This window comes from Paenibacillus sp. F024, from assembly GCF_057814255.1.
The window spans coordinates 161,516-184,247 of sequence record NZ_JBVASZ010000008.1 but is presented as its reverse complement, the minus strand read 5'-3'; the positions used below and the strand labels follow the sequence as shown (position 1 = coordinate 184,247).

The 22,732-nt window shown below is 48.2% G+C and carries 24 protein-coding genes; 22 read left to right on the top strand and 2 right to left on the bottom strand.

All coding sequences use genetic code 11. The features are described 5' to 3' along the window. Window positions 1–254, top strand: a 254-nt coding sequence (locus tag ACZYR9_RS11215; protein ID WP_488978568.1) for a hypothetical protein, incomplete at its 5' end; no start/stop codon positions are given. Between the two features lie 19 nt (window positions 255–273). On the opposite strand, the gene ACZYR9_RS11210 is transcribed toward ACZYR9_RS11215, so the two are convergent. Then, a complete protein-coding gene (locus ACZYR9_RS11210; protein WP_488978567.1) occupies window positions 274–1,509 on the bottom strand; it encodes a HupE/UreJ family protein in 1,236 nt (411 codons plus the stop codon). 204 nt (window positions 1,510–1,713) lie between these two features. Here ACZYR9_RS11210 and ACZYR9_RS11205 point away from each other — a divergent pair, with 204 nt between their 5' ends. The 11 genes from ACZYR9_RS11205 to ACZYR9_RS11155 all read left to right on the top strand — a co-directional run bounded on the left by ACZYR9_RS11205 (window position 1,714) and on the right by ACZYR9_RS11155 (window position 11,548). Then, window positions 1,714–2,409 (top strand): FadR/GntR family transcriptional regulator, encoded by a 696-nt coding sequence (locus ACZYR9_RS11205; protein WP_488978566.1) that lies wholly within the window; start codon window positions 1,714–1,716, stop codon window positions 2,407–2,409. 116 nt (window positions 2,410–2,525) lie between these two features. After that, complete coding sequence (locus ACZYR9_RS11200) at window positions 2,526–3,221, top strand: FadR/GntR family transcriptional regulator (RefSeq protein WP_488978565.1); 696 nt, start codon at window positions 2,526–2,528, stop codon at window positions 3,219–3,221. A 205-nt stretch (window positions 3,222–3,426) separates the two neighbouring features. After that, window positions 3,427–4,353, top strand: coding sequence for a 5-dehydro-4-deoxyglucarate dehydratase (gene kdgD / locus ACZYR9_RS11195; RefSeq protein ID WP_488978564.1), 927 nt, complete (start codon window positions 3,427–3,429; stop codon window positions 4,351–4,353). Window positions 4,354–4,413: 60 nt separating this feature from the next. After that, complete coding sequence (garD, locus tag ACZYR9_RS11190; protein ID WP_488978577.1) at window positions 4,414–5,949, top strand: galactarate dehydratase; 1,536 nt, start codon at window positions 4,414–4,416, stop codon at window positions 5,947–5,949. 158 nt (window positions 5,950–6,107) lie between these two features. Next, a complete protein-coding gene (locus ACZYR9_RS11185) occupies window positions 6,108–6,788 on the top strand; it encodes a GntR family transcriptional regulator (protein ID WP_488978563.1) in 681 nt (226 codons plus the stop codon). 43 nt (window positions 6,789–6,831) lie between these two features. Then, complete coding sequence (locus tag ACZYR9_RS11180) at window positions 6,832–7,758, top strand: DMT family transporter (protein ID WP_488978562.1); 927 nt, start codon at window positions 6,832–6,834, stop codon at window positions 7,756–7,758. A 191-nt stretch (window positions 7,759–7,949) separates the two neighbouring features. After that, window positions 7,950–8,660, top strand: coding sequence for a gamma-glutamyl-gamma-aminobutyrate hydrolase family protein (locus ACZYR9_RS11175; RefSeq protein WP_488978561.1), 711 nt, complete (start codon window positions 7,950–7,952; stop codon window positions 8,658–8,660). 67 nt (window positions 8,661–8,727) lie between these two features. Beyond that, the gene (locus ACZYR9_RS11170; RefSeq protein WP_488978560.1) at window positions 8,728–9,039 is read left to right on the top strand and encodes a hypothetical protein; all 312 of its coding nucleotides are present in this window, start codon (window positions 8,728–8,730) and stop codon (window positions 9,037–9,039) included. A 231-nt stretch (window positions 9,040–9,270) separates the two neighbouring features. Continuing rightward, window positions 9,271–9,750 (top strand): DUF6530 family protein, encoded by a 480-nt coding sequence (locus ACZYR9_RS11165; RefSeq protein ID WP_488978576.1) that lies wholly within the window; start codon window positions 9,271–9,273, stop codon window positions 9,748–9,750. A gap of 100 nt (window positions 9,751–9,850) precedes the next feature. Further along, window positions 9,851–9,982 (top strand): hypothetical protein, encoded by a 132-nt coding sequence (locus tag ACZYR9_RS11160; RefSeq protein WP_488978559.1) that lies wholly within the window; start codon window positions 9,851–9,853, stop codon window positions 9,980–9,982. 90 nt (window positions 9,983–10,072) lie between these two features. Beyond that, entirely contained in the window at window positions 10,073–11,548 is a 1,476-nt protein-coding gene (locus ACZYR9_RS11155; RefSeq protein ID WP_488978558.1) for a protein adenylyltransferase SelO, read from the top strand. Between the two features lie 109 nt (window positions 11,549–11,657). Here the strand turns inward: ACZYR9_RS11155 and pdxR are convergent, their stop codons facing one another. After that, a complete protein-coding gene (gene pdxR, locus ACZYR9_RS11150; protein WP_488978557.1) occupies window positions 11,658–13,100 on the bottom strand; it encodes a MocR-like pyridoxine biosynthesis transcription factor PdxR in 1,443 nt (480 codons plus the stop codon). A 297-nt stretch (window positions 13,101–13,397) separates the two neighbouring features. On the opposite strand from pdxR, the gene ACZYR9_RS11145 reads away from it, so the two are divergent. The 10 genes from ACZYR9_RS11145 to ACZYR9_RS11100 are packed head-to-tail and all read left to right on the top strand — an operon-like array spanning window position 13,398 to window position 22,726. Beyond that, a complete protein-coding gene (locus ACZYR9_RS11145) occupies window positions 13,398–14,531 on the top strand; it encodes an MSMEG_0568 family radical SAM protein (protein WP_488978556.1) in 1,134 nt (377 codons plus the stop codon). 4 nt (window positions 14,532–14,535) lie between these two features. Next, on the top strand, window positions 14,536–15,027 hold the full coding sequence (locus ACZYR9_RS11140) for an MSMEG_0567/Sll0786 family nitrogen starvation N-acetyltransferase (protein ID WP_488978555.1): 492 nt from the start codon (window positions 14,536–14,538) through the stop codon (window positions 15,025–15,027). Then, window positions 14,978–15,934 (top strand): amidohydrolase family protein, encoded by a 957-nt coding sequence (locus ACZYR9_RS11135; RefSeq protein ID WP_488978554.1) that lies wholly within the window; start codon window positions 14,978–14,980, stop codon window positions 15,932–15,934. Before ACZYR9_RS11140 ends, ACZYR9_RS11135 begins: the two co-directional genes overlap by 50 nt. A 50-nt stretch (window positions 15,935–15,984) precedes the next feature. Then, window positions 15,985–16,500, top strand: a complete 516-nt coding sequence (locus ACZYR9_RS11130) for an MSMEG_0572/Sll0783 family nitrogen starvation response protein (RefSeq protein WP_488978553.1) — start codon at window positions 15,985–15,987, stop codon at window positions 16,498–16,500. A 33-nt stretch (window positions 16,501–16,533) separates the two neighbouring features. Further along, the gene (locus tag ACZYR9_RS11125; RefSeq protein WP_488978552.1) at window positions 16,534–17,457 is read left to right on the top strand and encodes a methylenetetrahydrofolate reductase; all 924 of its coding nucleotides are present in this window, start codon (window positions 16,534–16,536) and stop codon (window positions 17,455–17,457) included. A 17-nt stretch (window positions 17,458–17,474) separates the two neighbouring features. Next, window positions 17,475–18,635, top strand: a complete 1,161-nt coding sequence (locus ACZYR9_RS11120) for an MSMEG_0565 family glycosyltransferase (RefSeq protein WP_488978551.1) — start codon at window positions 17,475–17,477, stop codon at window positions 18,633–18,635. Next, window positions 18,628–19,587: a sll0787 family AIR synthase-like protein gene (locus ACZYR9_RS11115; RefSeq protein ID WP_488978550.1), complete on the top strand. Its 960-nt coding sequence runs from the start codon at window positions 18,628–18,630 to the stop codon at window positions 19,585–19,587. Before ACZYR9_RS11120 ends, ACZYR9_RS11115 begins: the two co-directional genes overlap by 8 nt. Beyond that, entirely contained in the window at window positions 19,580–21,259 is a 1,680-nt protein-coding gene (locus ACZYR9_RS11110; protein ID WP_488978549.1) for a nitrilase-related carbon-nitrogen hydrolase, read from the top strand. Before ACZYR9_RS11115 ends, ACZYR9_RS11110 begins: the two co-directional genes overlap by 8 nt. Continuing rightward, window positions 21,189–21,743 (top strand): NADPH-dependent FMN reductase, encoded by a 555-nt coding sequence (locus tag ACZYR9_RS11105; protein ID WP_488978548.1) that lies wholly within the window; start codon window positions 21,189–21,191, stop codon window positions 21,741–21,743. Before ACZYR9_RS11110 ends, ACZYR9_RS11105 begins: the two co-directional genes overlap by 71 nt. An 8-nt stretch (window positions 21,744–21,751) precedes the next feature. Further along, window positions 21,752–22,726 (top strand): beta-ketoacyl-ACP synthase III, encoded by a 975-nt coding sequence (locus tag ACZYR9_RS11100; protein ID WP_488978547.1) that lies wholly within the window; start codon window positions 21,752–21,754, stop codon window positions 22,724–22,726. Window positions 22,727–22,732: the final 6 nt, after the last annotated feature.

The following is a 22,732-nucleotide window of genomic DNA, read 5'->3' as shown; positions in this document are numbered from 1 at the left end:
GCGAAAGGGCTGAGAAGTTTGCTTTCTCGTTATTTAGAGCTTTGTTAACCTTTTGGAACCGCCGTATGCGGACCCGCATGTACGGTGGTGTGAGAGGTCGGGGGCTAGGCGCCCCCTCCTACTCGATTTATATGATGTTTGGCCGCGTTTCTTTGAGCTTAAAATCGGGCTTGATGATTTTAGATGCTGACTTCGGAGGTGGTTGGCATCGGAAAAATGACCGGTTAGGAGCGGCCATCTGGTTAGCCATATGATTTGGCTAACGCAAATCATTTACGCCAATATGCGTTGGATCACCCAAACAAAAGCGATTCCGACAGCGAAAGCATTTAGGATTCTATAGGTACTCGGATACCAACGGGATCTGTACCAGTACCATAGAAGAGGAAAAACAAGAGCGATTAGTATAAGCTGTGTTATTTCAATTCCCAGATTAAAGCTCAGTAATGATTCTACCAGCTGCCTAGGAGGAAGATTCATCTGTACAAGGAGATCCGCAAAACCCATCCCATGAATAAGACCGAATAAGAACGTGAGCCACCAACGATGCTTTGCATTTTTCGGGAAAAATAAATTTTCAAGGGCAACATACATGATGCTCAAGGCGATCATCGATTCAATAAATTTGGAAGGCAGAGTGATGATGCCAAGAACGGTAAGACCCAGAGTCAAGCTGTGAGCAATGGTAAAAGAGGTAATGATTTTTGCATATTCTCTTACCCGCATTCTTAATAAAATCAGGGTAAGCAAAAATAATAAATGATCTAACCCGGTTAAGATGTGCTCGGACCCCAGTTTCAAAAATCGCATCCAATCGACACTTGCAGGTGCAGGTATAACCGAAGCGTTTTGAGATGAGGGTTCCGTTTTGAAAGTATAGCTCCACTGACCTTGAAACAAAAGAGTCGTTACTTGCAATTGCCCATTGTTCAGGATGTTGATAAAGTTCCCGTATTCCGCCGGTATAAAATCCTGAAAGTGATCCTGTATCGTAACCGATTCACCAGGCTGAACCGCATCGAGTATAACCTTGGCTGTGACTAGTTTGATATTGGGGATGCTATGATCTTCATAACCTTTGTTGTCTTCAAACATGAATTCATCTTTGAACGGGAGCTCGTCATTCAATGAAAACTGGGCTCCCAGCAAGCTTGTTTTACGCCCGTTAATTTGAATCTCGAGATTTTGATCTATCCATTTCGCGATCTTAGCCTGACCTTGAGCAAGTTCATCCGCATCTAAGTTGTTGTCCCCGCTTATATCCATTCCGTCAACACCCTCGATCACGGATAAATCATCAATGGCAAACTGTACAATGGTTTGGGCTGGAAGTAAATCGATTTTTGTATAGGCAACGCTATATGTATGGGCGGATACTGGGGCACATGCCATCAAACTGAAAAGAAGAATTGCAAACCATATAGACCATTTTCTAATCAAAATATAACCTCCATGAAAACCAGATGCTGGTAAAATGAATTGGAATTCTTCCTTTGTGTCATCGCGCATCCGTTTTTTTCTCGCCTCTGCCTCGAATGCATTCAACTATAAACTATAGTAATGTTTAATACTAAAACAGTCAAAATGGTATATTTTATTTATCATATAATTTAGGAAGCGTTCCGTAATTACATGGCAAATTCATATTGTTATAGCATTTCAATTGTCATACAATATAAAAATATAAAATGGATAGGGAGAGGAACGACAAAGATGAGTGAGTCCTCAAAGATCGAAGTGGAATCCGTCAATCGAAAGAAGCTGCCCAAGCAGGTGGTGGAGCGCTTTGTGGAATTATTAAATAGCGGGCAGCTCAAACCCGGAGACAAATTACCGCCCGAAATGGAACTCATGGAACAGCTTGAAGTGAGCAGGCCGGTTTTGCGTGAAGCGTTAAGCTCCCTGGAAACCCTTGAAGTGATTACACGAAAAACACGAGGCGGCACGTACTTTAACAATAAAATCGGAAGCACGCCTTTTTCCGTCATGCTGTCCTTGTCGATCGCTAATTTACCAGGCATTATGGAAGCGCGGATGGCCTTGGAGTTGGGATTGGTTACGGTAGCCGCTGAAAAAATAAATGATGAACAATTGGCCGGATTGAAAGAAACTATAGATCAAATTTCTCAAAGCACGGACAACAATTATGGTAACATAGATAAGGAATTCCATCGGATCATTGCGTTAAGCGCAGATAATCCTATTCTTGAGGGCATGGTGGATTCCTTGTTAATTGCATTTGATAAAACGGGCAGCATAGTTAAATTTAGAGACCGCGATGTGACCGTTGAACATCACTTGGCGATTTATCATGCCTTAGCGAAGAGGGATTCGCACGATGCATTTGTACAAATGTACCGCCATCTTAATTATGTGCGCCAGAAGATACGGAGAGAATATTCCGTCTAAAGGTTGAACGTTATGCGTCTCTTGAGTATCGTCTACCGTTTAAGAGCTCATAATCTTGAACCGGTATCCTTGCAGGAAATCGGTCTAACGAATTGGTTTAGGAAGAAGGTATTATCATGGAGGAGCTAAAAGAATCCGGCCCTATTGAAATCGGGGCTATCCAGCGTAGTTCATTGCCGAAACAAGTGGTGGAGCGGATTGTAGAGCTGCTTATTAGCGGGCAGCTTAAACCTGGAGATAAATTGCCTTCGGAAACAGAATTAATTGAAATGCTGGGTGTGAGCAGGCCGGTGCTGCGGGAGGCATTAAGCTCGCTGGAGACCCTCGAAGTCATTACTCGAAAAGCACGCGGAGAAGTGTACTTTAACAAAAAAGTCGGGAGCAATCCTTTCTCGGTGATGCTCGCCCTGGCAGCTGATAATCTGCCGAATCTCATTGAAGCCCGGATGGCTCTTGAGCTCGGACTCGTGACGATTGCGGCAGAAAAGATAACTGACGAGCAGTTGGCTAGATTAAAGCAAACGATAGATCAAATGGCAAACAGCAAAGATCATCATTATGGTGAGATCGATATCGCTTTTCACCGCATCATTTTTGAGAGTGCCAACAACCCGATCGTCGAGGGCATGAGTGATTCTTTATTGATGGCACATGAGAGAATGAACAGCGAAACAAAATTCAGGGAACGGGATGTGACCGTTCGTTTTCATACCGAAATCTACCATGCCCTCGCCAAGCGGGACCCCTTCGAAGCGTACATCCGCATGTTTCGGCATCTGAGTTACGTCCGGGATAAGCTTCTGAGGGATTAAAGGATGAAGATAAACAGTGATATTCGCATAGGATAAAAGCGCATAAAACCTGGTTTCCAGAGCTCATAAGACTGTCTTCGGGCAGTTTTTTTATTTTAATAAGGATTGGTTATAAATATATTTTTAATTGACGCATAATGTATATTGTCTTACAATAAAAAAACTAGATGTTATAATTTTACATACGAAAGGTGATCAAACAACGATGGATAATGGAAAAGCAATACCTACTGGAATTTTAGGATTTCCCGTTGCTCCTATGGATTCTCAAGGGAAGCTTGATCTGAAAGCTTTGGAGAGTAACATTCAGTTTTTGCTTGATGAAGGGTTGAAATCCATTTTCATCGCCTGTGGTTCTGGTGAATTTCACGCTCTTTCCCCTGCCGAATATCAAAGTATGCTTGAAACGGCACTGTCCGTCACCAAAGGCAAAGTTCCTGTTTATAGCGGGGTAGGAGGCAACCTTAATCATGCATTGGAATTGGCAGAGCTGTCCGAAAAGCTGGGCGCTGACGGGTACTTGATTCTCCCTCCTTACTTGATTGAACCCGAGCAAGAAGGATTGTATCAATATTTAAGCGCTATCATCGGAAGTACGGGTTTGAACGCCATCGTGTATCAGCGGGACAACAGCGTGTTAAATTTGCAAACGCTTCATCGCTTAGTGCAATACCCTCAGCTTGTAGGAGTAAAGGACGGTCTTGGAAATATGGACCTCAATATTGAAATCACGCAAACCATTGGAAGCCGCTTGCAATATTTAAACGGTATGCCGATGGCTGAAGTCACCATGCCCGCCTATGTGAAGCTGGGCTTTAACGCTTATTCTTCCGCTATTTCCAACTACATTCCCCATATTTCTGCGATGTTCTACGACGCGCTGCTTAACGACAAGAAAGAACTGCTGAATGAGCTTTACTTGCACGTCATACTGCCGATTAATCGTATCCGCAGACAGAGAAAAGGTTACGCTGTCTCTTTGATCAAAGCGGGAATGGAGATTGTCGGATTGCCGGTAGGAACACACGTACGGCCGCCGATCACTCCGGTAGAGAAAGATCACTATCAGCAGCTGGAAGCGATCTTGAAAGCAGCTTTTGAAAGGTTCCCCAAAGAGGTCAAAAAAGCATAAATATCGGCAGATATAACGTTTAAACGCTGTGGCCATAGTCGAGGAAGGGGAATTAGGATGATGTCATTAAAAATCAATACGGAAGACGAGCCGCTTTACATCAAAGTTAATCCCAACGATAATGTGGCGATCATTGTCAATTCCGGAGGCTTGCCTGAAGGAAGCGAGTTTCCCTGCGGCCTTACCCTGCTGGAAAAGGTTCCTCAAGGACATAAAGTAGCATTGACCGACCTGGATCAGGATGAAGCTATTATTCGCTATGGCGAAGTCATTGGTTATGCGGTTCGGCCGATAAAAAGGGGATGTTGGGTTGACGAATCCTTGGTCGGCATGCCGACAGCTCCACGGTTGGAAGAATTACAGATTGCAAACCATGTTCCCAAACCGCAGTCTCCGCTTGAAGGATATACCTTTGAAGGATATCGCAACGCGGACGGGAGCGTCGGTACCAAAAATATACTCGGCATTACGACAAGTGTTCAATGTGTCGTAGGCGTACTTGATTATGCCGTAAAACGGATTAAAGAGGAGCTTCTCCCTAAATACCCTAATGTAGAAGATGTAGTGGCATTACATCATAATTACGGGTGCGGTGTCGCCATTAATGCGCCAGAAGCCATTATCCCGATTCGCACGATTCAAAACATTGCAACGAACCCGAACTTTGGCGGGGAGGTCATGGTCGTTGGATTGGGTTGTGAGAAACTGATTCCGCAAAGATTAATTCCGGATGGTGAACCTGCAAATCTAGTTTCATTACAAGACCACCGGGGTTTTGGTAAAATGATTCAATCCATTTTGGACATGGCGGAAGAGCGATTGGCGATATTAAATCGACGGCAGCGCGTGACTTGTCCTGCTTCCGATTTGGTGGTTGGCTTGCAATGCGGAGGGAGCGATGCTTTCTCCGGAGTTACTGCCAATCCGGCGATAGGTTATGCGGCTGACTTGTTAGTTCGAGCTGGAGCGACGGTTTTCTTTTCAGAAGTGACTGAGGTGCGGGACGCCGTTCATTTATTGACGCCACGGGCGGCTAATGAGGAAGTCGGTCGAGCCTTGATTCGGGAAATGAAGTGGTATGATAACTATTTGCAAAATGGCGAAGCGGATCGAAGCGCTAACCCCTCGCCCGGCAATAAAAAAGGCGGACTGGCCAACGTAGTGGAAAAATCGCTTGGATCGATCGTAAAATCAGGCACGAGCCCGATTGTAGGCGTTTTGTCTCCAGGAGAAAAGGCAGCCCAAAAAGGATTGATTTTTGCGGCAACGCCTGCTAGCGATTTTGTATGCGGTACTTTGCAATTGGCCGCCGGGATGAACGTTCATGTTTTTGCGACCGGACGGGGAACGCCTTACGGATTGGCTATGGCGCCGGTGATTAAAGTATCGTCTCGCAATATCTTGAAAGAGCAATGGGATGATTTGATCGATGTGAATGCGGGGAGAATTGCAACCGGCGAGGCCACAATTGAAGATATAGGCTGGGAAATTTTCCGTCTCATTTTGGATGTCGCTAGCGGCCGTAAGAAAACATGGGCAGATCAATGGGGATTGCACAACGATTTAAGCTTGTTTAACCCGGCACCGGTAACCTAATTGCATGGGTGAAGAACGTAACCATCCACACCGCTGATAGGCGGTGTTTTTATATTTTTCCTTTAATTGAACATTTTTTCTAATTAAAATAAATATTGTAATCCATATACGTATGCGATATATTGCATATAACACAAATCAATAAAAGGATGGTATGAATGCCTGTACCTCAAAATTTTTCTTCCCCTATTCGAATGTCAGCAAAAGATCGAGCTTTATCGCAAATTCAAAGATGGATCATAGATGGAACCTTGCAACCGGGTGAAAAATTGATGGATGCTGAATTAGCCGAAGCATTGGGTGTAAGCAGGACGCCGATAAGGGAGGCCTTTCAACTTTTGGAGGTTCAGGGTTTAGTGTCTATGCATCCGGGAAAAGAAACAAGAGTGACCAATTTGGAAAAGGACCATATTTTAAAAACCTTTCCGACGCTGGCGTCACTTTACTCTCTAGCCGCTGAATATGCTGCGAAGGTGATTGTTCAAGAGCAGATTGACATGTTGAAAGAAATTAATAATCAATTTGGCAAAGCTATCGAAAGCGGGCAGCCCTATCAGGCCATGGAGCTTGATGAACAGTTTCATAATTTGATTATTGAGATATCGGAAAACCCTTACATTGCTTCATTCAGCACTTCTCTACAAATGCACATAAGAAGATTTAGTTATGTTAATCTAAAACAGCCTCTCGCGGCAACTCTAACCTCTGTGAAAGAGCATGGTTCCATTATTTTGTGTTTGCAAAATCGTGATTCGGAAAGCGCTTCAATGACCATGAAGCAAAATATAATAAGACCCATGCATGAACTCTATGCACTGCTGGAAATGGATTGTTTCTAGAAATGGATCATTGCAAAATTGACTAAAAGCAGGTGGATGTCTTTTGAGTTTTTCTCCCAAAAGCCTTTATTTATTTGCAACAGTGACGACAATCGTAATGGGTCATAATATGATTTTGGTTAAGTCGTTATTATTTACCATCGATCCCTTAGTTCTTGCTTTTATCCGGTTGCTCTTAACGGCTTTAACGCTGGGAATCATATGCTACCTTGGTTTCGGTTGGATTCGTCCGAATAAACGGCAATGGATCTTATTACTTGTCATTAGCTTTTTTGGCGTTTTCCTCCACCAGCTAACCTTAGCGTTAGGCCTTAAGATATCTCAAGCTGCAAATAGCGCTCTTATCTTGGGACTAAACCCGTTAACCACTACTCTTCTTGGGGCTTTGTTGTTAAAAGAAGTTCTTTTCCGTCGTCATTATATCGGTTTGCTGCTTAGCTTTATCGGGATTTGCTTTATCGTATTTAAAGGGTTTTCTTCATTTTCTTTTTCAAGCGGGGATATTTTAATCTTAATTTCAATGTTCACCCAAGCGTTAAGCTTTGTTTATATACGTAAATTGTCTGATTCCATGCAAGTCATTCCGATTACTGCCTTTATGTATATCTTAGGATCCATCATGTTTTTTGTTGTACCCCTAAGCCAAGATATGAGCTCTTTGATGACCTTTACAGGGACCACTTGGGTCAAAGTTATATTATCTTCCGTAGTTTTGACGGCCTTAGCTTTTATAGGATGGAATAATTGTATTCAACGGTTAGGAGTAGGGAAGTCTTCCATTTTTCTTAACGTAAGTACAGTCACTGCGTTAATTGGATCGGTTATCTACTTGGGGGAAGAATTACTGGTACAACACATTTTTGGTTTTTTGTTTATTAGTGCGGGGATTTGGGTTGCCACACACCAGAAGCAGTCTAGCCAAGAAACAATCAAAAATGAAAAAACAAGGATTGAGCATAAAAGTATTTAATCGATAGAAGCTAGGCTATCCTAATTCGGGATAGCTTTTTCATGTCCTGAATACTGGAGCCGCTTTAAAAGTACTATAGCGCTTGTTTTTTTTCAAACGCCAAATTTTTCATTCCATTGGAATAATCGTGTATAATAAGGCGAAATCAATGTTGATCTACTTGGCATCGGATACGTAATGGGGGAAATGGAATGGGGAAACCAATGATTGGAGTCTTGCCTTTATATGATGAGCAAAAAGAAAGCTACTGGATGCTTCCGGGGTACATGAAAGGAATTGAGGATGCCGGTGGAATTCCGGTCATGCTGCCATTAACTTCGGATGCGGAGATCATCGTAAAACTAGCGAATACGTTTGATGGATTTCTCTTTACAGGCGGTCATGACATTAACCCTGAATTATATGGCGAGCAAGTAGAAGATGTTTGCGGGGGATTGTGCAATGAAAGGGATATTATGGAGGCAATCCTCTTTAAGCAAGTAGTAGAATTGGATAAGCCGGCATTAGGGATTTGTCGTGGTCTGCAATTGTTTAACGCCTTGTTGGGCGGAACTTTATATCAGGATATTCCTACTCAATTCAGAACTCATAATAAAGTCGAACACAAGCAAAAAACGCCCTACACTGAGCCCGTACATAACGTATATATAGAAAAAAACAGCTTGCTTTATCGTATTGTGCAAACCGATTTACTAAGCGTAAATAGCTACCACCATCAGGGAATTAAGACAATATCAGAACAGCTAGCGGCAGCGGCAAAAGCTGAAGACGGTCTAATCGAAGCTGTGGTTGTGCAGGATAAAAAGTTTATCTTAGCCGTACAATGGCATCCGGAATTCAACTATAAGGTGGATCATAATAACTTTAAATTATTTTTAGAATTTGTAAGGGCATGTGGATAATTAAGCGGGTTCGCTTTACGGAGAAATATTTTGAACTAAAACTACACGTTAATGGAGAGGGTTCTCAATGAGTCAACGCTATCGAATTACAAGAGCATTGAAGGAAAATGACGACCCTTCGTCGCAAACCATATCTTTGGAAGAGTGCAAACGCTATTTTTCGTCCAAGCCTGATTTTTCCTATACGTCCGTATTTACGGTGACAGGCTCTACAACCATGTCCATTGAGGGGGACTTTTTTATGTGGAGCTATGGCGATATAAAGATCCCATTCAGGTATTATGGGGGAGATATTTACGTATCTGGCACCAATGAAGCAGTGATTCCTAAAATGATGGAAATTGCAGGCGAATTGGGGGCGGATGTGCTGGAAGGGTAGTTTTATTAATACTTCCCATGTCACAATCGGTCCAAGCCAAAGTTCCCAATTCGTGCTTATGATAAAGCTCATGCTCTGCATGGGCTTTTTATTTTGCAAAGGAAAACCTTTGGACAAAATAACGGGTAACCGTCAGGGATTACCTATGTGATTGACCAACGATAGAAAATGAATTAGAATGTAGTAGTGATTTAGTAAATTACTAACTTAGTAAATGAAAAGAGGATGCAGATGAAAATACCTACTACATTAAAACATAAACCTGTTGTCGTTTCTGAAAACTATGAGCAGGTTGACGGTCGATTAGCCCGGAATACGGATGCAAAAGGTCTTTCCTTGGGATTAGCTCAGTGGAACGATAGGGGAAAGGTTGATATTTCTGCGAAAGTATGGAGATACACGGGGGAAAAATGGTCGCGGCAATCCGAAGAACTCCCGCTCCATCGCGTACTTGATTTGTCTATTCTGATTTGCCGATCCTTAGCGCATTTCCGTGAAGCCTACAAATATGAGAATTTATATGATCCGCAAAATCCTGTCATCGACCGGGTTGGTCTACAGGGGGATGCAATGACGGTAGCAGTGTGTACGGATAATGAAAAAATTAATGAGGATATCAAACTGTTCAGTCAAGCATTGAGCGATGATGATGAGTTGATCGGGGAAAGGCTGCGTACCTTATCAAGAATGCTAAAGGAGATGGGATATTAACATCGGCGCTTGCTTATTGACCGGGCGCTTTTACTGCCCCCTTTTTGTTAACAAAGCAGGGGTGCTCGACATTATGACGCTGCAAGGAGGAGTGACATACATGGATAAGAATAAGCATAAGGAAATGCTGGAAGAATACAAGCAGATGAAGACCTACATGGGTGTAATACAAATAACAAATAAGGTAATAAATCGGCATAAGCGGACACTACAAGCAGCTGCCTTATGTTAATATAGATAATAGATAACAAAAAATATCAGCATGCCTACGATCTAAAAGATAAAGCTAAGATACAAAAAGACAAAAGAAAAAGGAGATCCGATGACAAAGAATAAAGCAATCATAGAAGCGGATTGGAACTTTGACAACAGTTATGCCCGTCTGCCGGAATCATTTTTTTCCAGCCTTGCTCCAAACCCGGTACGCTCGCCGGAATTGATCATTCTCAATTCTCCGTTGGCCGCATCCCTGGGGCTGAACGAGACGGCGCTGCGAAGCGAAGATGGTGTAGCGGTACTTGCAGGCAATCGGATTCCCGAAGGCGCTTGGCCGCTGGCTCAAGCTTATGCAGGGCATCAATTCGGCTATTTTAATATGTTAGGCGACGGCCGGGCTCTGCTGCTTGGCGAGCATATGACTCCCCAAGGGGAGCGGGTCGATATTCAGCTCAAGGGTTCGGGTAGAACGCCTTATTCCCGCGGCGGCGACGGTCGGGCGGCACTTGGACCGATGCTTCGCGAATATATCATTAGCGAAGCGATGCATGCGCTTGGAATTCCTACCACCCGCAGTCTTGCGGTAGTATCCACCGGAGTGTTTATTATCCGAGAAACGGAGCTGCCAGGTGCAATTCTGACTCGTGTGGCCGCCAGTCATTTGCGCGTAGGTACCTTTCAATACGCTGCAAAATGGTGTGAGGTGGAGGAACTCCGTACACTGGCTGATTACACATTGCAAAGACATTTTCCGGAAGTTGACGCTGAGGAGAACCGCTATCTTTTCCTGCTTCAGGAAGTGGTCAAGCGACAGGCTGCTCTGATTGCCCAATGGCAGCTCGTCGGTTTTATTCACGGAGTGATGAACACCGATAACATGGCCCTAAGTGGAGAAACGATTGATTATGGTCCTTGCGCTTTCATGGATGCTTATGACCCGGCGACGGTATTCAGTTCCATTGATTCGCAAGGACGCTATGCCTATGGCAATCAGCCTCGTATTGCCTTATGGAATCTAGCGAGATTTGCTGAAACTCTATTGCCGCTGCTGCATGACAATCAGGAGCAGGCGGTTGAACTCGCGCAGGATACGATTTCCGATTTTACGGAGTTGTATCGCTCTCGTTGGCTTGCAGGAATGCGGGGGAAATTAGGGATATTTAACGAAGAGGAACAGGACGAAGCCCTTATAGAAGATCTTCTCGGTATAATGCAGAGGAATCGTGCGGACTATACCAATACCTTTCGCGCATTAACTTTTGATACGCTTGAGGATATGGATCTGTTTAAAACCTCGGAGTTTGCTCAATGGAATGAGCGGTGGCGGGCGAGATTAGGCAGTCAGCCGGAATCCAAAGCCTCCTCGCAACAGCTGATGCGCAGCAGCAATCCCGCGGTAATCCCCCGTAATCATCGGGTGGAAGAGGCGCTGGAAGCAGCGGTGAAACAAGGAGACTACAGTGTGATGGAGCGGCTGCTTGAAGCTCTTTCAAACCCCTTCGCGCACACTCCCGAACAGGCTGATTACTCCATACTGCCTCCGGAAACCGCGCGTCCTTACCGAACCTTTTGCGGTACCTGATATAAGACGGAAGACAAATCATGTGAAAATGACTTGTCTTCCGTCTCTTTTGTGATAATCATGTGATGGATCCTTGAAGCATGAGAGTTTGCCGCCATCTGCCGTTAAGCTATTTCATTACCCGTTTAAGGGCAGCGGCAAACCGCTGAACGCCTTCCCGGATATCACCGGTCTCGGTACGGCTGTAAGTAAACCGCATGAAACCTTTATTGGAACCGAGCGTCGTTCCCGGCGCAAAAATAACGCCATTTTGAATCGATTCCCTAAATAGCGCGTTTTCATCGCATTCTCCTTTCAATCTGCACCATAAATGAATGCCGCCTTGAGGCTCGATAAATTCAACGTATGGCCCTACCTCGTTTCGTAAAGCCTCTACAACCCGATCCCGTTTCTCCTTTAAGCCTGCCCGAAGCTGACGGATATGCGCATCAAAATATTCGGATGCAAGGAGCCGTTCTGAAATCCATTGCGGGTAATTCGGATGACCGAAGTCGATTTGCTGTTTGGCATCGGCCAACCGGTCAATGACAGGCTGGGGTCCCACGATCCACCCGATTCTAAGTCCGGAGGCGGCAATTTTGGACAGCGAGCTGATATACAGAATAGCGCCGTCGCGATCCAGCGATTTCAGCGGCGCAATGGGCTGCTCTTGAAATCCGGTCACGCTGTAAGGGTCATCCTCGACGATGGGGATTCCGTATTGCGTAGAGATTTCAATGACTTTCTTTCTTCTATCTTCGGACATGGTCACCCCGGAAGGATTCTGATAGGTAGGATTCAAAAAGACCATCTTGACCCGGGTTCTTTTATATAACGAGATGATTTCATCGGGATCAATGCCTTCTTGGCCTGGGGACAATAAGTAGGTTTTTAAACCGGCTGAATGAAAGATAGGCAGGGAATAGGCATAAGAAGGGTCTTCGATGGCTACGGAATCCCCGGGCTTTAACAGGCATTGGATAATCAGATGCAGCGCTTGCTGGGCACCGGAGGTAATGATGACCGAAGAAGGGGTCGTTTCAATGCTTCTATATTTCCGCAGGTGCGCGGCTATCGTTTCCCGCAGCTTGATATTCCCCTGCATGTGCTCATAACCTAAATAGTCGTTGATCTCCATGGAACGATGGATACTTTGCATAAGCTGAATAGGCTGGAGATCGGGCGCTAATTCACCGACTGCGAAATTGATGACGTTATCTCTAGACTGAATAATCTGATAAATTTGCTGATGGATCGGGTTATTGATTTGGAAAAAGCCGCTTTTTACATACTGTCCCCAGTCCGGAATTCTCTTCGGGGAACCTTCTCCCCATGACGATTGATCCACTACCGTACCGATCCCCTTCACCTTCTTGACGAGCCCGCTCGCAAGCAGCTCGTCATATGCTGCGATGACGGTTCCGCGGTTCACGCTTAGCTCTGCTGCGAGAAAACGCTCTGAAGGAAGACAGCTTCCGCTAGGATATTCCCCGTTCATGATCCGGGTTTCCATATAATCGGCAATTTGCTTATAAATCGGCACGCCCTCTACTTTGTTTGGTTTCCATTCCATAGCATCCTCCATACGGTTGAGCATGCAGTCCTAACCATCGGATTGTTGCTCGAATCAAAATCAATGCACATAATTATTATACATCAATGTAATATAATCTTCCATATATTTGAGTTATTTATTTTATTTTCAATATTTATGTGAGGTTTTTTTCTATTATTGGAGTGGATTAGTAAAAAAATGGTGTACTGGATGAGGTAAACCTCCCCGTTACCCCTTATTATATGTCATATAAGTTAACAAACATGATTCAGACGTCAGGTTAAGGACCAGAAAGCTAAAGAAGGGATGGGTAACATGATTCCGGATCATCACGTGGAAGAGAGTGAAGAACTATTGAGCCAGTCCCGCTCCAGCTGGTTGGTGGATATTCAGAACAAGGGCTTGCGCACGAACGGACTCATTGAGGGCGGCAGACGCGGGGGCGCAGGTCCGTCCGACGACCGGGCGTTTATGCTGGAAGACCAACCGGTGATGCTTCCAACCTTAAACGGACCGGCTGCATCCTCGCCCTACTCCCTTGTAAGTACGGAAAAGGGGCTGGCGCTGCAGTATAACGGCAAGAAGCTGATGTATGTAGATCCGATTGCGCGTCCCAAATTTTATGACCGGACAACCAAGGACGGCATCCCGTACAACCAGATTGCGGTGCTTCACAGCTCCGATGTACTGGCAAGCACAGTCATTCAAAGCTGTATCCGGTGGGCCCCGAGTCAGAGATGTAAATTTTGCGCTATCGGCCACTCTCTGGAAGCGGGAACGACCGTCGCTATGAAAACACCCGAGCAGCTGGCGGAGGTTGTCCAGGCGGCTGAGGAATTGGATGGCATCAAACAGATTACGCTGACAACCGGGACTCCGAACGAGACCGACCGGGGAGCGTTATATATGGCTGAATGCGTCAAAGCCATCCGTAAGGTCAGCAGGCTTCCGATTCAGGTTCAATGCGAGCCTCCCGATGACGAGGCGCTGTATCAGGTGCTGAAGGATGCAGGAGCTACAACGATAGGGCTTCACGTCGAGTCCTTCGATGAAGAGGTTCGCCGCAGGATGATGCCGTCCAAGTCAACGATTACGCTGGAAACCTACTTTAAAGCTTTCGAAAAAGCCGTATCCGTATTCGGCAGAAATCAGGTCAGCACTTATGTCATCCTCGGCATGGGAGAGCGGATCGACAAAATCGTGGAAGGATGCCGGCGTGCGGCGCAGCTGGGGGTTTATCCGTTCATTGTCCCTTTAAGGCCGCTTACGGGAACGTTATTGGAAGATGTCATGCCGCCATCGAGCGAATACATGGAGGAGGCCTACCGCAGCGTGGCTGCCATTTTGGCGGAGGAGGGTCTGTCCTCTGAGGCCAATCAAGCGGGCTGCGCCAAATGCGGAGCGTGCTCGGCCCTTTCCTCCTTCGAAAAAACGGGACGAACGGGGTGAGTCGATGAAGAGCTGTCAGGTGCGCATAGCAAAGACAGAGCATGAGCTTGAAGCGGCAATGTCCCTTCGCCGGCAAGTCTTTGTGGAAGAGCAGCATTTGTTTGACGGATCGGACGCCGATGAGCACGATCCCGCATCGATCTACATTAACGCCTGGAAGAGTGGCGAAACGTTAATGGGAACGGTTCGCTGCTACCCGGACGTCGAGGATCCTTCCGTATGGTGGGGAGGACGGCTTGCCGTCAAAACGGAATTCCGGTTAAGGGGTATCGGTGTGTATTTAATCGAGGCGGCTGTTGAAGAAATGAGGCATCGGGGCGTGCGGCGGTTTTTGGCCAAAGTACAGCAGCAAAATGTGCAGTTATTTGAAAAATTAGGTTGGAAAACCGTGGGTGAGCTGGTTTGGATACACGATCACCCGCATCACACGATGGAGGCGAATTTGCATGTGCATGATGCATCAGGCAGGAAGCGGCGTCAGCTTGTCCAAGGTTGAATCGATCGTCCGTGTACCGGAGAAATGTGCGCACGAAGTTCCGCTGACCATGGGGTTTGGCCGAAAGGTATTTAGTGTGCACAATCACGTCGGCCATCTGGATCCTTGGCCGTTCTATGAATCGGAGGTGCCGATTTCACCCGCCGATCCCGGACCTGCTACGGCAGAAGAGCTGGAGCATTTCATGAAGTGCCGGGGCATGGAGAAAACCCTGATCATTCCGAACTACGGTATTCCCGTTCAGGCGCAGCCTTTTTCCCACAATGAATTGGTCGTGCGTTTATGCCGGCAGGGAGGAGGCAATGTCGCCGGGGCATTATGGGTTTCGGGACTGCCGCAAAATCGCGAGCTGACGGAAAACGCGCTGAAGCTCCTGGAAGAGCCGGGGATTGCCGCTTTAAAAATGAGCTATCTGCTTGGAGGGACGGCGGATCCCCGAAAGTGGGATGAGGAGACGACGAGGCTTCACGAGACGATCTTTCAGTCGGCGATAGAAAAGGATATTCCGATTCATTTCCATACCAGCCCGGGCGGGGGCTCCGACCTCCTGGGATTTTTTGAAATCATCAAGCGGTGGGGCAAGGATTTGAAAATACATCTTGTTCATATGGGCGGCGGCGTCAGCGGGCATATCCGGCTGCTCTCCCACTGGACGGAGCTTATGGAAGGCGGCTACCGGGTTTACATTGATACAAGCTGGGCCATCGGCTTTGCTGTCCGCAAGCTGCTTCAGGAGGTCGATCGGACAGGGATCGGCGCCGACCGGATTATGTTCGGCTGCGACGAGCCTTGGAGCGATTATGAAAGCGAGTTTTGGAAAATCCAAGGAGCGCGTGTCTCTGAAGAAATCAAGGAAAGGATTTTCTGGGGTAACGCACAAGAGCATTATTTCAGCAAGCTGGCTTAGGGCCCGAGCCCTTATCCATAAATAAAAAATAGTGAGAGGAAGATGAAACCATGACAACCCCATTTACTGAGAACGAACTGAAATCGATGAACGAAATTCCACACCCGTCCTTGCCGGTTGGAACAAAGCTGTACGGCGGGACCAAGGTATTCCCGGATTATAAGGCTAACCCCGGGGAGAAGTTTCTTGCGCTTGTGCACGGGATCGCCCATGAATCTTCCCTGTCTTATGTAGCCGTCCTGCAAGCCATCCGCGCCCAACGCAAAGGGTACGAAACCGCCATTTACTTTTATGGAACCGGCGCGATTAATGCATTGGCTACCCGGGGCTTCCCTACGGTCGGCAGCGCCGCTTTCGCAGGTCAGCTGAATTACAATGAATCGTTAGAGACATTCATCAAAGAAGGCGGAAAAGTGTACGTATGCCGGTTCGGGCTCGGCCTGCACGGCTTGCGTGAAGAAGACCTCGTCGAAGGAACGATTCCGGTTCATCCGCTTGATCTTCAGGATTGTCTTATCGAATATTCACGGGCCGGAGCGTTTATTCTGAGCACGTTCCAAATCTAACATCCATTCCGTCAGAAAGGCAGGTGTGCAGCGATGACGATACTTTTAGAAAAAGGGCGTATAAACCCCGATCATTTCGCGGTTACCGCCGAGCTTGTTCCGCCGAGGGATTGGAACCCCCGTCCCCTCGTTGAACAGGCGGTACGTTACCGCGGGTACGTAGATGCGGTTGATTTAAGCGACAATTTGCTTGCGATCGCCCGGCTTTCACCGGTAGTCGGCGCCTTTTTCGTCCGTCAGGTTGGGGTCGAGCCGATTGTACAAATCAATCTGCGCGATCGGAACCGAATGGGAATTCAGAGCGATCTTATGGGGCTTGCCGCCATGGGAGTGAAAAATATTACGATACTGGGCGGCTATCCGGCCAAGGTCGGTACGGAGCCAAACGCAAAAGAAGTTTATGATCTGGAGACGATGGAGCTCGTACGCTATGCCCGAATATTTTCCGATGAGGGGAAGCTTTTTGACGGAACGCCGATGCAGGAGCCTCCCAAATTTTCGATCGGAACGGTCGAGAATATCGCAGGCAAACCGATTAAGGAGCTCATTGACCGCTTAGAGGCAAAGGTGGACAATGGAACGAGCTTTGTTCGGACACAGCTGGTTTTCGACATGGACTTGATCGGAGAATGGATGGAAGAGGCAAGGCGTCGCGGATTGCATGAACGGGTCACCATCATGGCAAGCATTCTGCCTTTGCGTGACGCCGATCATGTGGACAGGGCGCTTCGGATTCCAGGCGTCGTGATTCCCGATTTCTTCCGTGCTAGGCTGGCCGCTTCGGAATCGAGCGAAGAGGGCCTGCATATCGCTGCGGAGCTGATTAAGCAGCTTCGGCAAATCAAAGGGATCCGGGGCATTCATATCCGCCCGATCGGCGGAGCCGAGGACAGCGTGAACAAGGTCGTTCAATACGCAGGGCTGCTGCAAAGCTCCTCCGTGGCTGCAAGCGCATAGGTGATATTAACGAAAGGATGTGGCGTAAGCTGAAAGTCGCTCTATATACCTACAACACGAAGCCCAGAGGCGGGGTTGTACACACTTTGGCCTTGGCGGAGGCGCTGAAGGAACAGGGATGTTTTGTTGAGGTCTTTGCTTTGGACTTAAGCGGTACAAAGCAATTTTACCGTCCGGTGGGGGCAAAAACATCCGTGTTTCCGTTTGAAGCCAGGGAAAATGAGGGATTTGAAGGCCGCATCCTTCGTTACATCGAAACGTATACCGAAGCGTTAGAGAAGGAGCGGTTGGAGCAATTCGATATTCATCATGTGCAGGATTGCATCAGCGCCAATGCATTGACCAGACTTAGAAAGAAGGGTCTCATCCCCTTCTTTCTTCGTACGGTGCATCATTTGGACGATTTCGTTACCCCGGCCTTAGTGGAATGCCAGCATCAATCGGTGCTTCAGCCCAAGTCCATCATCACGGTCAGCCAAAGCTGGAAGGAGAAGCTGGAAAGTCTATATTCCCGTTCATCGACGGTGATCCACAACGGTGTGGATGAACGGTTCTTCTCTTTCGATGAAAGCTCACTCTATACGGAGACATGGGATAGCTTAAAGGGGAAAATGGTATACTTGACCATCGGAGGCATCGAGCCCCGGAAAAATACAATCGAAACGCTTCGGGCTTTTGTTGAGGTGAAACGACGCATCCCTCAAGCCGTGCTTATCATTGCAGGAGGAGCGACTTTGTTCGATTACCGTCCGTATCGCGCTGAGTTTCATCGTTTACTGGACAGCCTGCCTGTTGAGATCAGGTCGGACGTGCGCATCATTCCCTCTCCGGATGATCGGACCGTCCAGCTTTTATACCGGTTGGCGCATGTGTATCTTCAGCCTTCCGTCAAGGAAGGATGGGGGCTGTCCATCCTTGAAGCGATGGCCAGCGGAACTCCCGTTGTGGCCTCCGATATTGAAGTATTTCAAGAATTTATGACGCATGAACATAATGCGCTGCTTTCCGATCCCTTGGATCCGGAGGCCATCGCTGCAAATATGCTTCGGTTAACCGAGGATCCCGGTTTGGCCCGCCATTTACGCAAGAATGCCGGCATAACGGCCCGTCGCTATTCCTGGCGGCAAGCGGCCGGAGATCACATTCACTTTTATCGGAGGGTGCTGTCGAATGAATGAGCTAAGTCTGCTTGTGCGCCGCCTGGCGGAATTCTCCGGATTTCGCAGAAAACAGGATATTCAGATCCCTTTGCAAGCGTTCCGGTGGGATCCGAACGCTATGCTGGACCCGATCGGGGATGATGCCGCCGTTCTTCCCAACGGCGACGGCTACTTGTTGATGTCGTGTGACGGAATCATTCCCAAACTGGCGAAGGACGACCCGTTCTGGGCGGGTTACTGCGCCGTGCTCGTAAGCGTGAGCGATATTTACGCCATGGGCGGCCGGCCGCTGGCAGTGGTGAATATGCTAAGCGCGCCGGATGATGAGACAGCTGCTGTGATTGCCCAAGGAATGGCCGAAGGATGCCGCAAGCTGGACGTGCCTATGGTCGGAGGGCATTATTTGCCGGATGAAGCCGAAGGAGTGGCTACGGCCATCATAGGAAGAGCCACACATCTTCTCCGGGCTTCAAGCGGCAGAGCCGGGCAATCGTTGATTGCTGCGGTGGATTTGGCCGGTGCCCCCTATAAGCATTACCTGCAGTGGGACTGTACCAGTTCAAAAGAACCCCGCGAATTGATGGGTAAACTGGAGCTGCTGCCTCTTATTGCAGAGAAGGGCTTGGCGGTGGCAGCCAGAGATATCAGCAATGCGGGATTATTGGGTACGCTCGCGATGCTGGCGGAAAATGCCGGCTGCGGCGCTTATGTCCATATCGACCATGTGCCGAAGCCGGAGGGCGTGGAGCTCGAGCGCTGGCTGCAGATGTTTCCCGGCTACGGCTTCATTCTGGCGGCGGATTCGGAGCATACGGATGAAATCATTTCCATCTTTGCCGAAGAGGGAATAACCGCGGCCGTGGTAGGCGAATTGACCCCGGATACCCGGGTGGTCGTCGGAAATGGTAAGGAGGAAGCGGTGCTTATCGATTGGGCGAATGACTCCTTGGTGGTGACTACGCATGGATAAAGAAGGCAACATTCCTTCTGGCTTCAAAGCGGCGGCGATTCAATTCAATCCTTTGCTCGGGGATACGTCCTCTAACAGGGAGCGCATGGCTTCTCTTCTCCGGGAAGCAGCCGCAAACGGCGCCCGGCTCGCCGTATTTCCGGAAATGGCCTCCAGCGGGTATGTGTGGAGGGATCGGGACGAAATTGCCCCCTTCGTCGAAACGATTCCGGGTCCTACGACGGAAGCCCTTTGCTCTGTAACCCGGGAGTATGACTGCTATGCCGTCGTCGGCTTGCCTGAAGTCGACCCCGTCACAGGAGCGTACTATAACTCCGCAGTTCTGATAGGGCCTGAGGGTGTCGCAGGGAGCTATCGCAAAACGCACCTCTTTGCGGCTGACCCGCGATGGGCCAGGGAAGGCCATGAAGGGATCCCCGTCTTTCACACCCCCATAGGCAGCATCGCTGTGCTCATCTGCATGGACGCCATGTACTTTGAGCCTGCCCGGATCGCGGCATTAGAAGAAGCGGACATGATTGCTTTCCCGACAAACTGGGTAGGTACCGGCAACGGCGGACCGAGTAAAACCTGGTGCTTGAGGGCGAAGGAGAACGGTTTGTACTGGATTGCCGCGAACCGCTCGGATACGGAACGGGGCGCCCAATTCACGGGAGGAAGCGCCATTATCGATCCGGATGGGACTGTTCAGGAGTCGCTGATATCGGGTGAAGGGATTGTCTATGGAACGGTTCGAATCCATACGGATAGGAGAAAGGGAATTCTGAGAGACCGGAGGCCTGAGGCTTATCAGGAGATTTTGCTTCATCCGTATCTTTGGAAGGAAGGGGAAACGCGTCAAATCGGAGAACGGTCTCCATTTGAAGTTGTTGTACTTCCCTTAGACATGAAGGAAGGCGAATCGCAAAGTATCCTTCGTTTAAGCCGCTTGTTGGATGGGGTTCAAGCGCGTTTAACGACCTCCAACTGTTTATATGTCCTTCCTGAGATCCGTACAGTAACACACGGAACGGATCCGGCAGAAAAGCTTTTACACGAGCTTCAACGGTTAGCCGGGTTATCCCAAGGCTATATCGCCTTGAGCGTCCTGGCAAGTGATTCGGGAGAATGTTCCATGCACCTGGTCGGTTCTGAAGGAGTGGTCGGGACCTATAAGCAAGTGCATCATAACCGGAATCAAGGGTGGACCGGATTTCGCACCTTCGAGCTTCCTTTTGGGAGAGTGGGCCTATTAACCGGTAGGGATGCCGATTACCCGGAAGCTTATCGCGTATTGGCTAAACAAGGGGCGGATATCATTGCCATCAGCGGTTCAGGCCGGCATGACAGCGAAACCTGGATGAAGCGCATTTGGGCATTCGAGAACGATGCGGTTCTGGCATGTGCCGTGCCTGCGGGTTTTTCCGGAAGCATGCTGTTCCTGCACCGGCAGGCCGCTTTGGAGGCAACGGTGTCCCCGGAGGAGCCTTATATGCTGCAGGCCTTTCAGCCTGAAATGACGGCCGCAGCAAGAAGCAGGCCGTTTATGCGGCGAATGAAAACGCATTTGTATGACCGGCTGGTCAAGGCTGAACCAAAAAGCGGAAAGGATGAGAGCCAGGATGAAGCTGCTCGGGATTTCGGGGACCATTATTGGAGAGAAAACAAGCTCTGTGGTGAGAGAGGTCGTTAAACACGCTGCGTTGTTGGAGCAGGGGTTGGAAACGGAAATGTTGGATTTAAGAGACTATGAGGTGCAGTTTTGCGACGGCCGTCATCCGACTGCATATAACCCGGATACGCAAAAGGCTATAGCAGCCGTTTTATCGGCAGACTGCTTTGTGATCGGGACACCTGTCTTTCAGGCGTCGATGGCCGCTCCGCTTAAAAATTTGTTTGACTTGCTGCCTCCGGACGCTTTTAGAAATAAGGTCATCGGTTTTGCCGCCACCGGCGGGACCTATCAGCACTTCCTGGTGATTGAGAACCAGCTGAAGCCGATTGCGGGGTACTTCAGGGCTTATGTGGCCCCGGAATATGTGTATGCGCATCGGGAGCATTTTAACGAACGGCATGAAGTCATTGATCCTTCCGTGCGGCAAAGAATCGAAGGCTTAGCTTATCAAATCGTTCAAATGTCCGGCGCGTTGAAAGGAATCCAAACAGCTGCGGGGTGAATGCCGTGATGTACAAAGCCGTGATCAGAGGGATCGGCGCTTATTTGCCGCCGGGACGTTTAACCAACGAAGATTTAAACAAGCGTATTTCTTTAGAAGCGGAGTGGATCGTCAGCCGAACCGGAATCCGGGAGAGAAGGGTCACCGGTGTGACGGAAGCCACGTCGGATCTAGCTTATCTGGCTGCGTTGGATGCTCTTAATGACGCTGGCATGATCGGCTCTGACATGGACATGATTCTTGTTGCTACAGAAACGCCCGATCATATTCTTCCGCCAGTGGCCTGCCAAATCCAGCATAAACTCGGTTGCCGCCATATCGGCGCAATGGATGTTCATTCCACCTGCGTCGGCTTTCTGTCCGCGCTGCAAATTGCCGAGCAATATATTAAAACGGGGATGCATCGGAATATTCTTGTCATTGGTGCGGATACATTAACCCGTTTAACCGATTATTCCGACCCCTATACGAGCATCCTTTTCGGTGACGGCGCAGGAGCGGTTATCGTATCCCGAAGCATGGAGCACGACGGGGGCGGCATCCTTTCGACATCGCTTCATGCCGACGGGGAAGCTTTCGAGCATTTATATGTCCCGGGCGGGGGCAGCAGGCATCCGGTTTCGGAGGATTATAAATCCAAAATGGTCATGGATGGCGGGAAAATATTCAAGGCGGCTGTAAAGGCCATGACAACGGGGGCGAAAGAAATATTGGAGAGAAGCGGGTACGGCATCGATCAAGTCGATTGGTTTATTCCGCACCAAGCGAATGAACGCATCATCGATGCCGTTGCGCGTCATCTTCATTTTCCTGAAGAGAGAGTGGTCAAGACCATTGGCAATTATGGAAACAGCTGTTCTGCAACCATACCGGTTTCCTTTCACGAAGCGGTAAAGGATGGGAAAATTCGCCGGGGGGATACGATTTTGATGACGGCATTCGGAGCAGGCTTAGTATGGGGAACCGCCTTGATCAAATACTAGAATGGC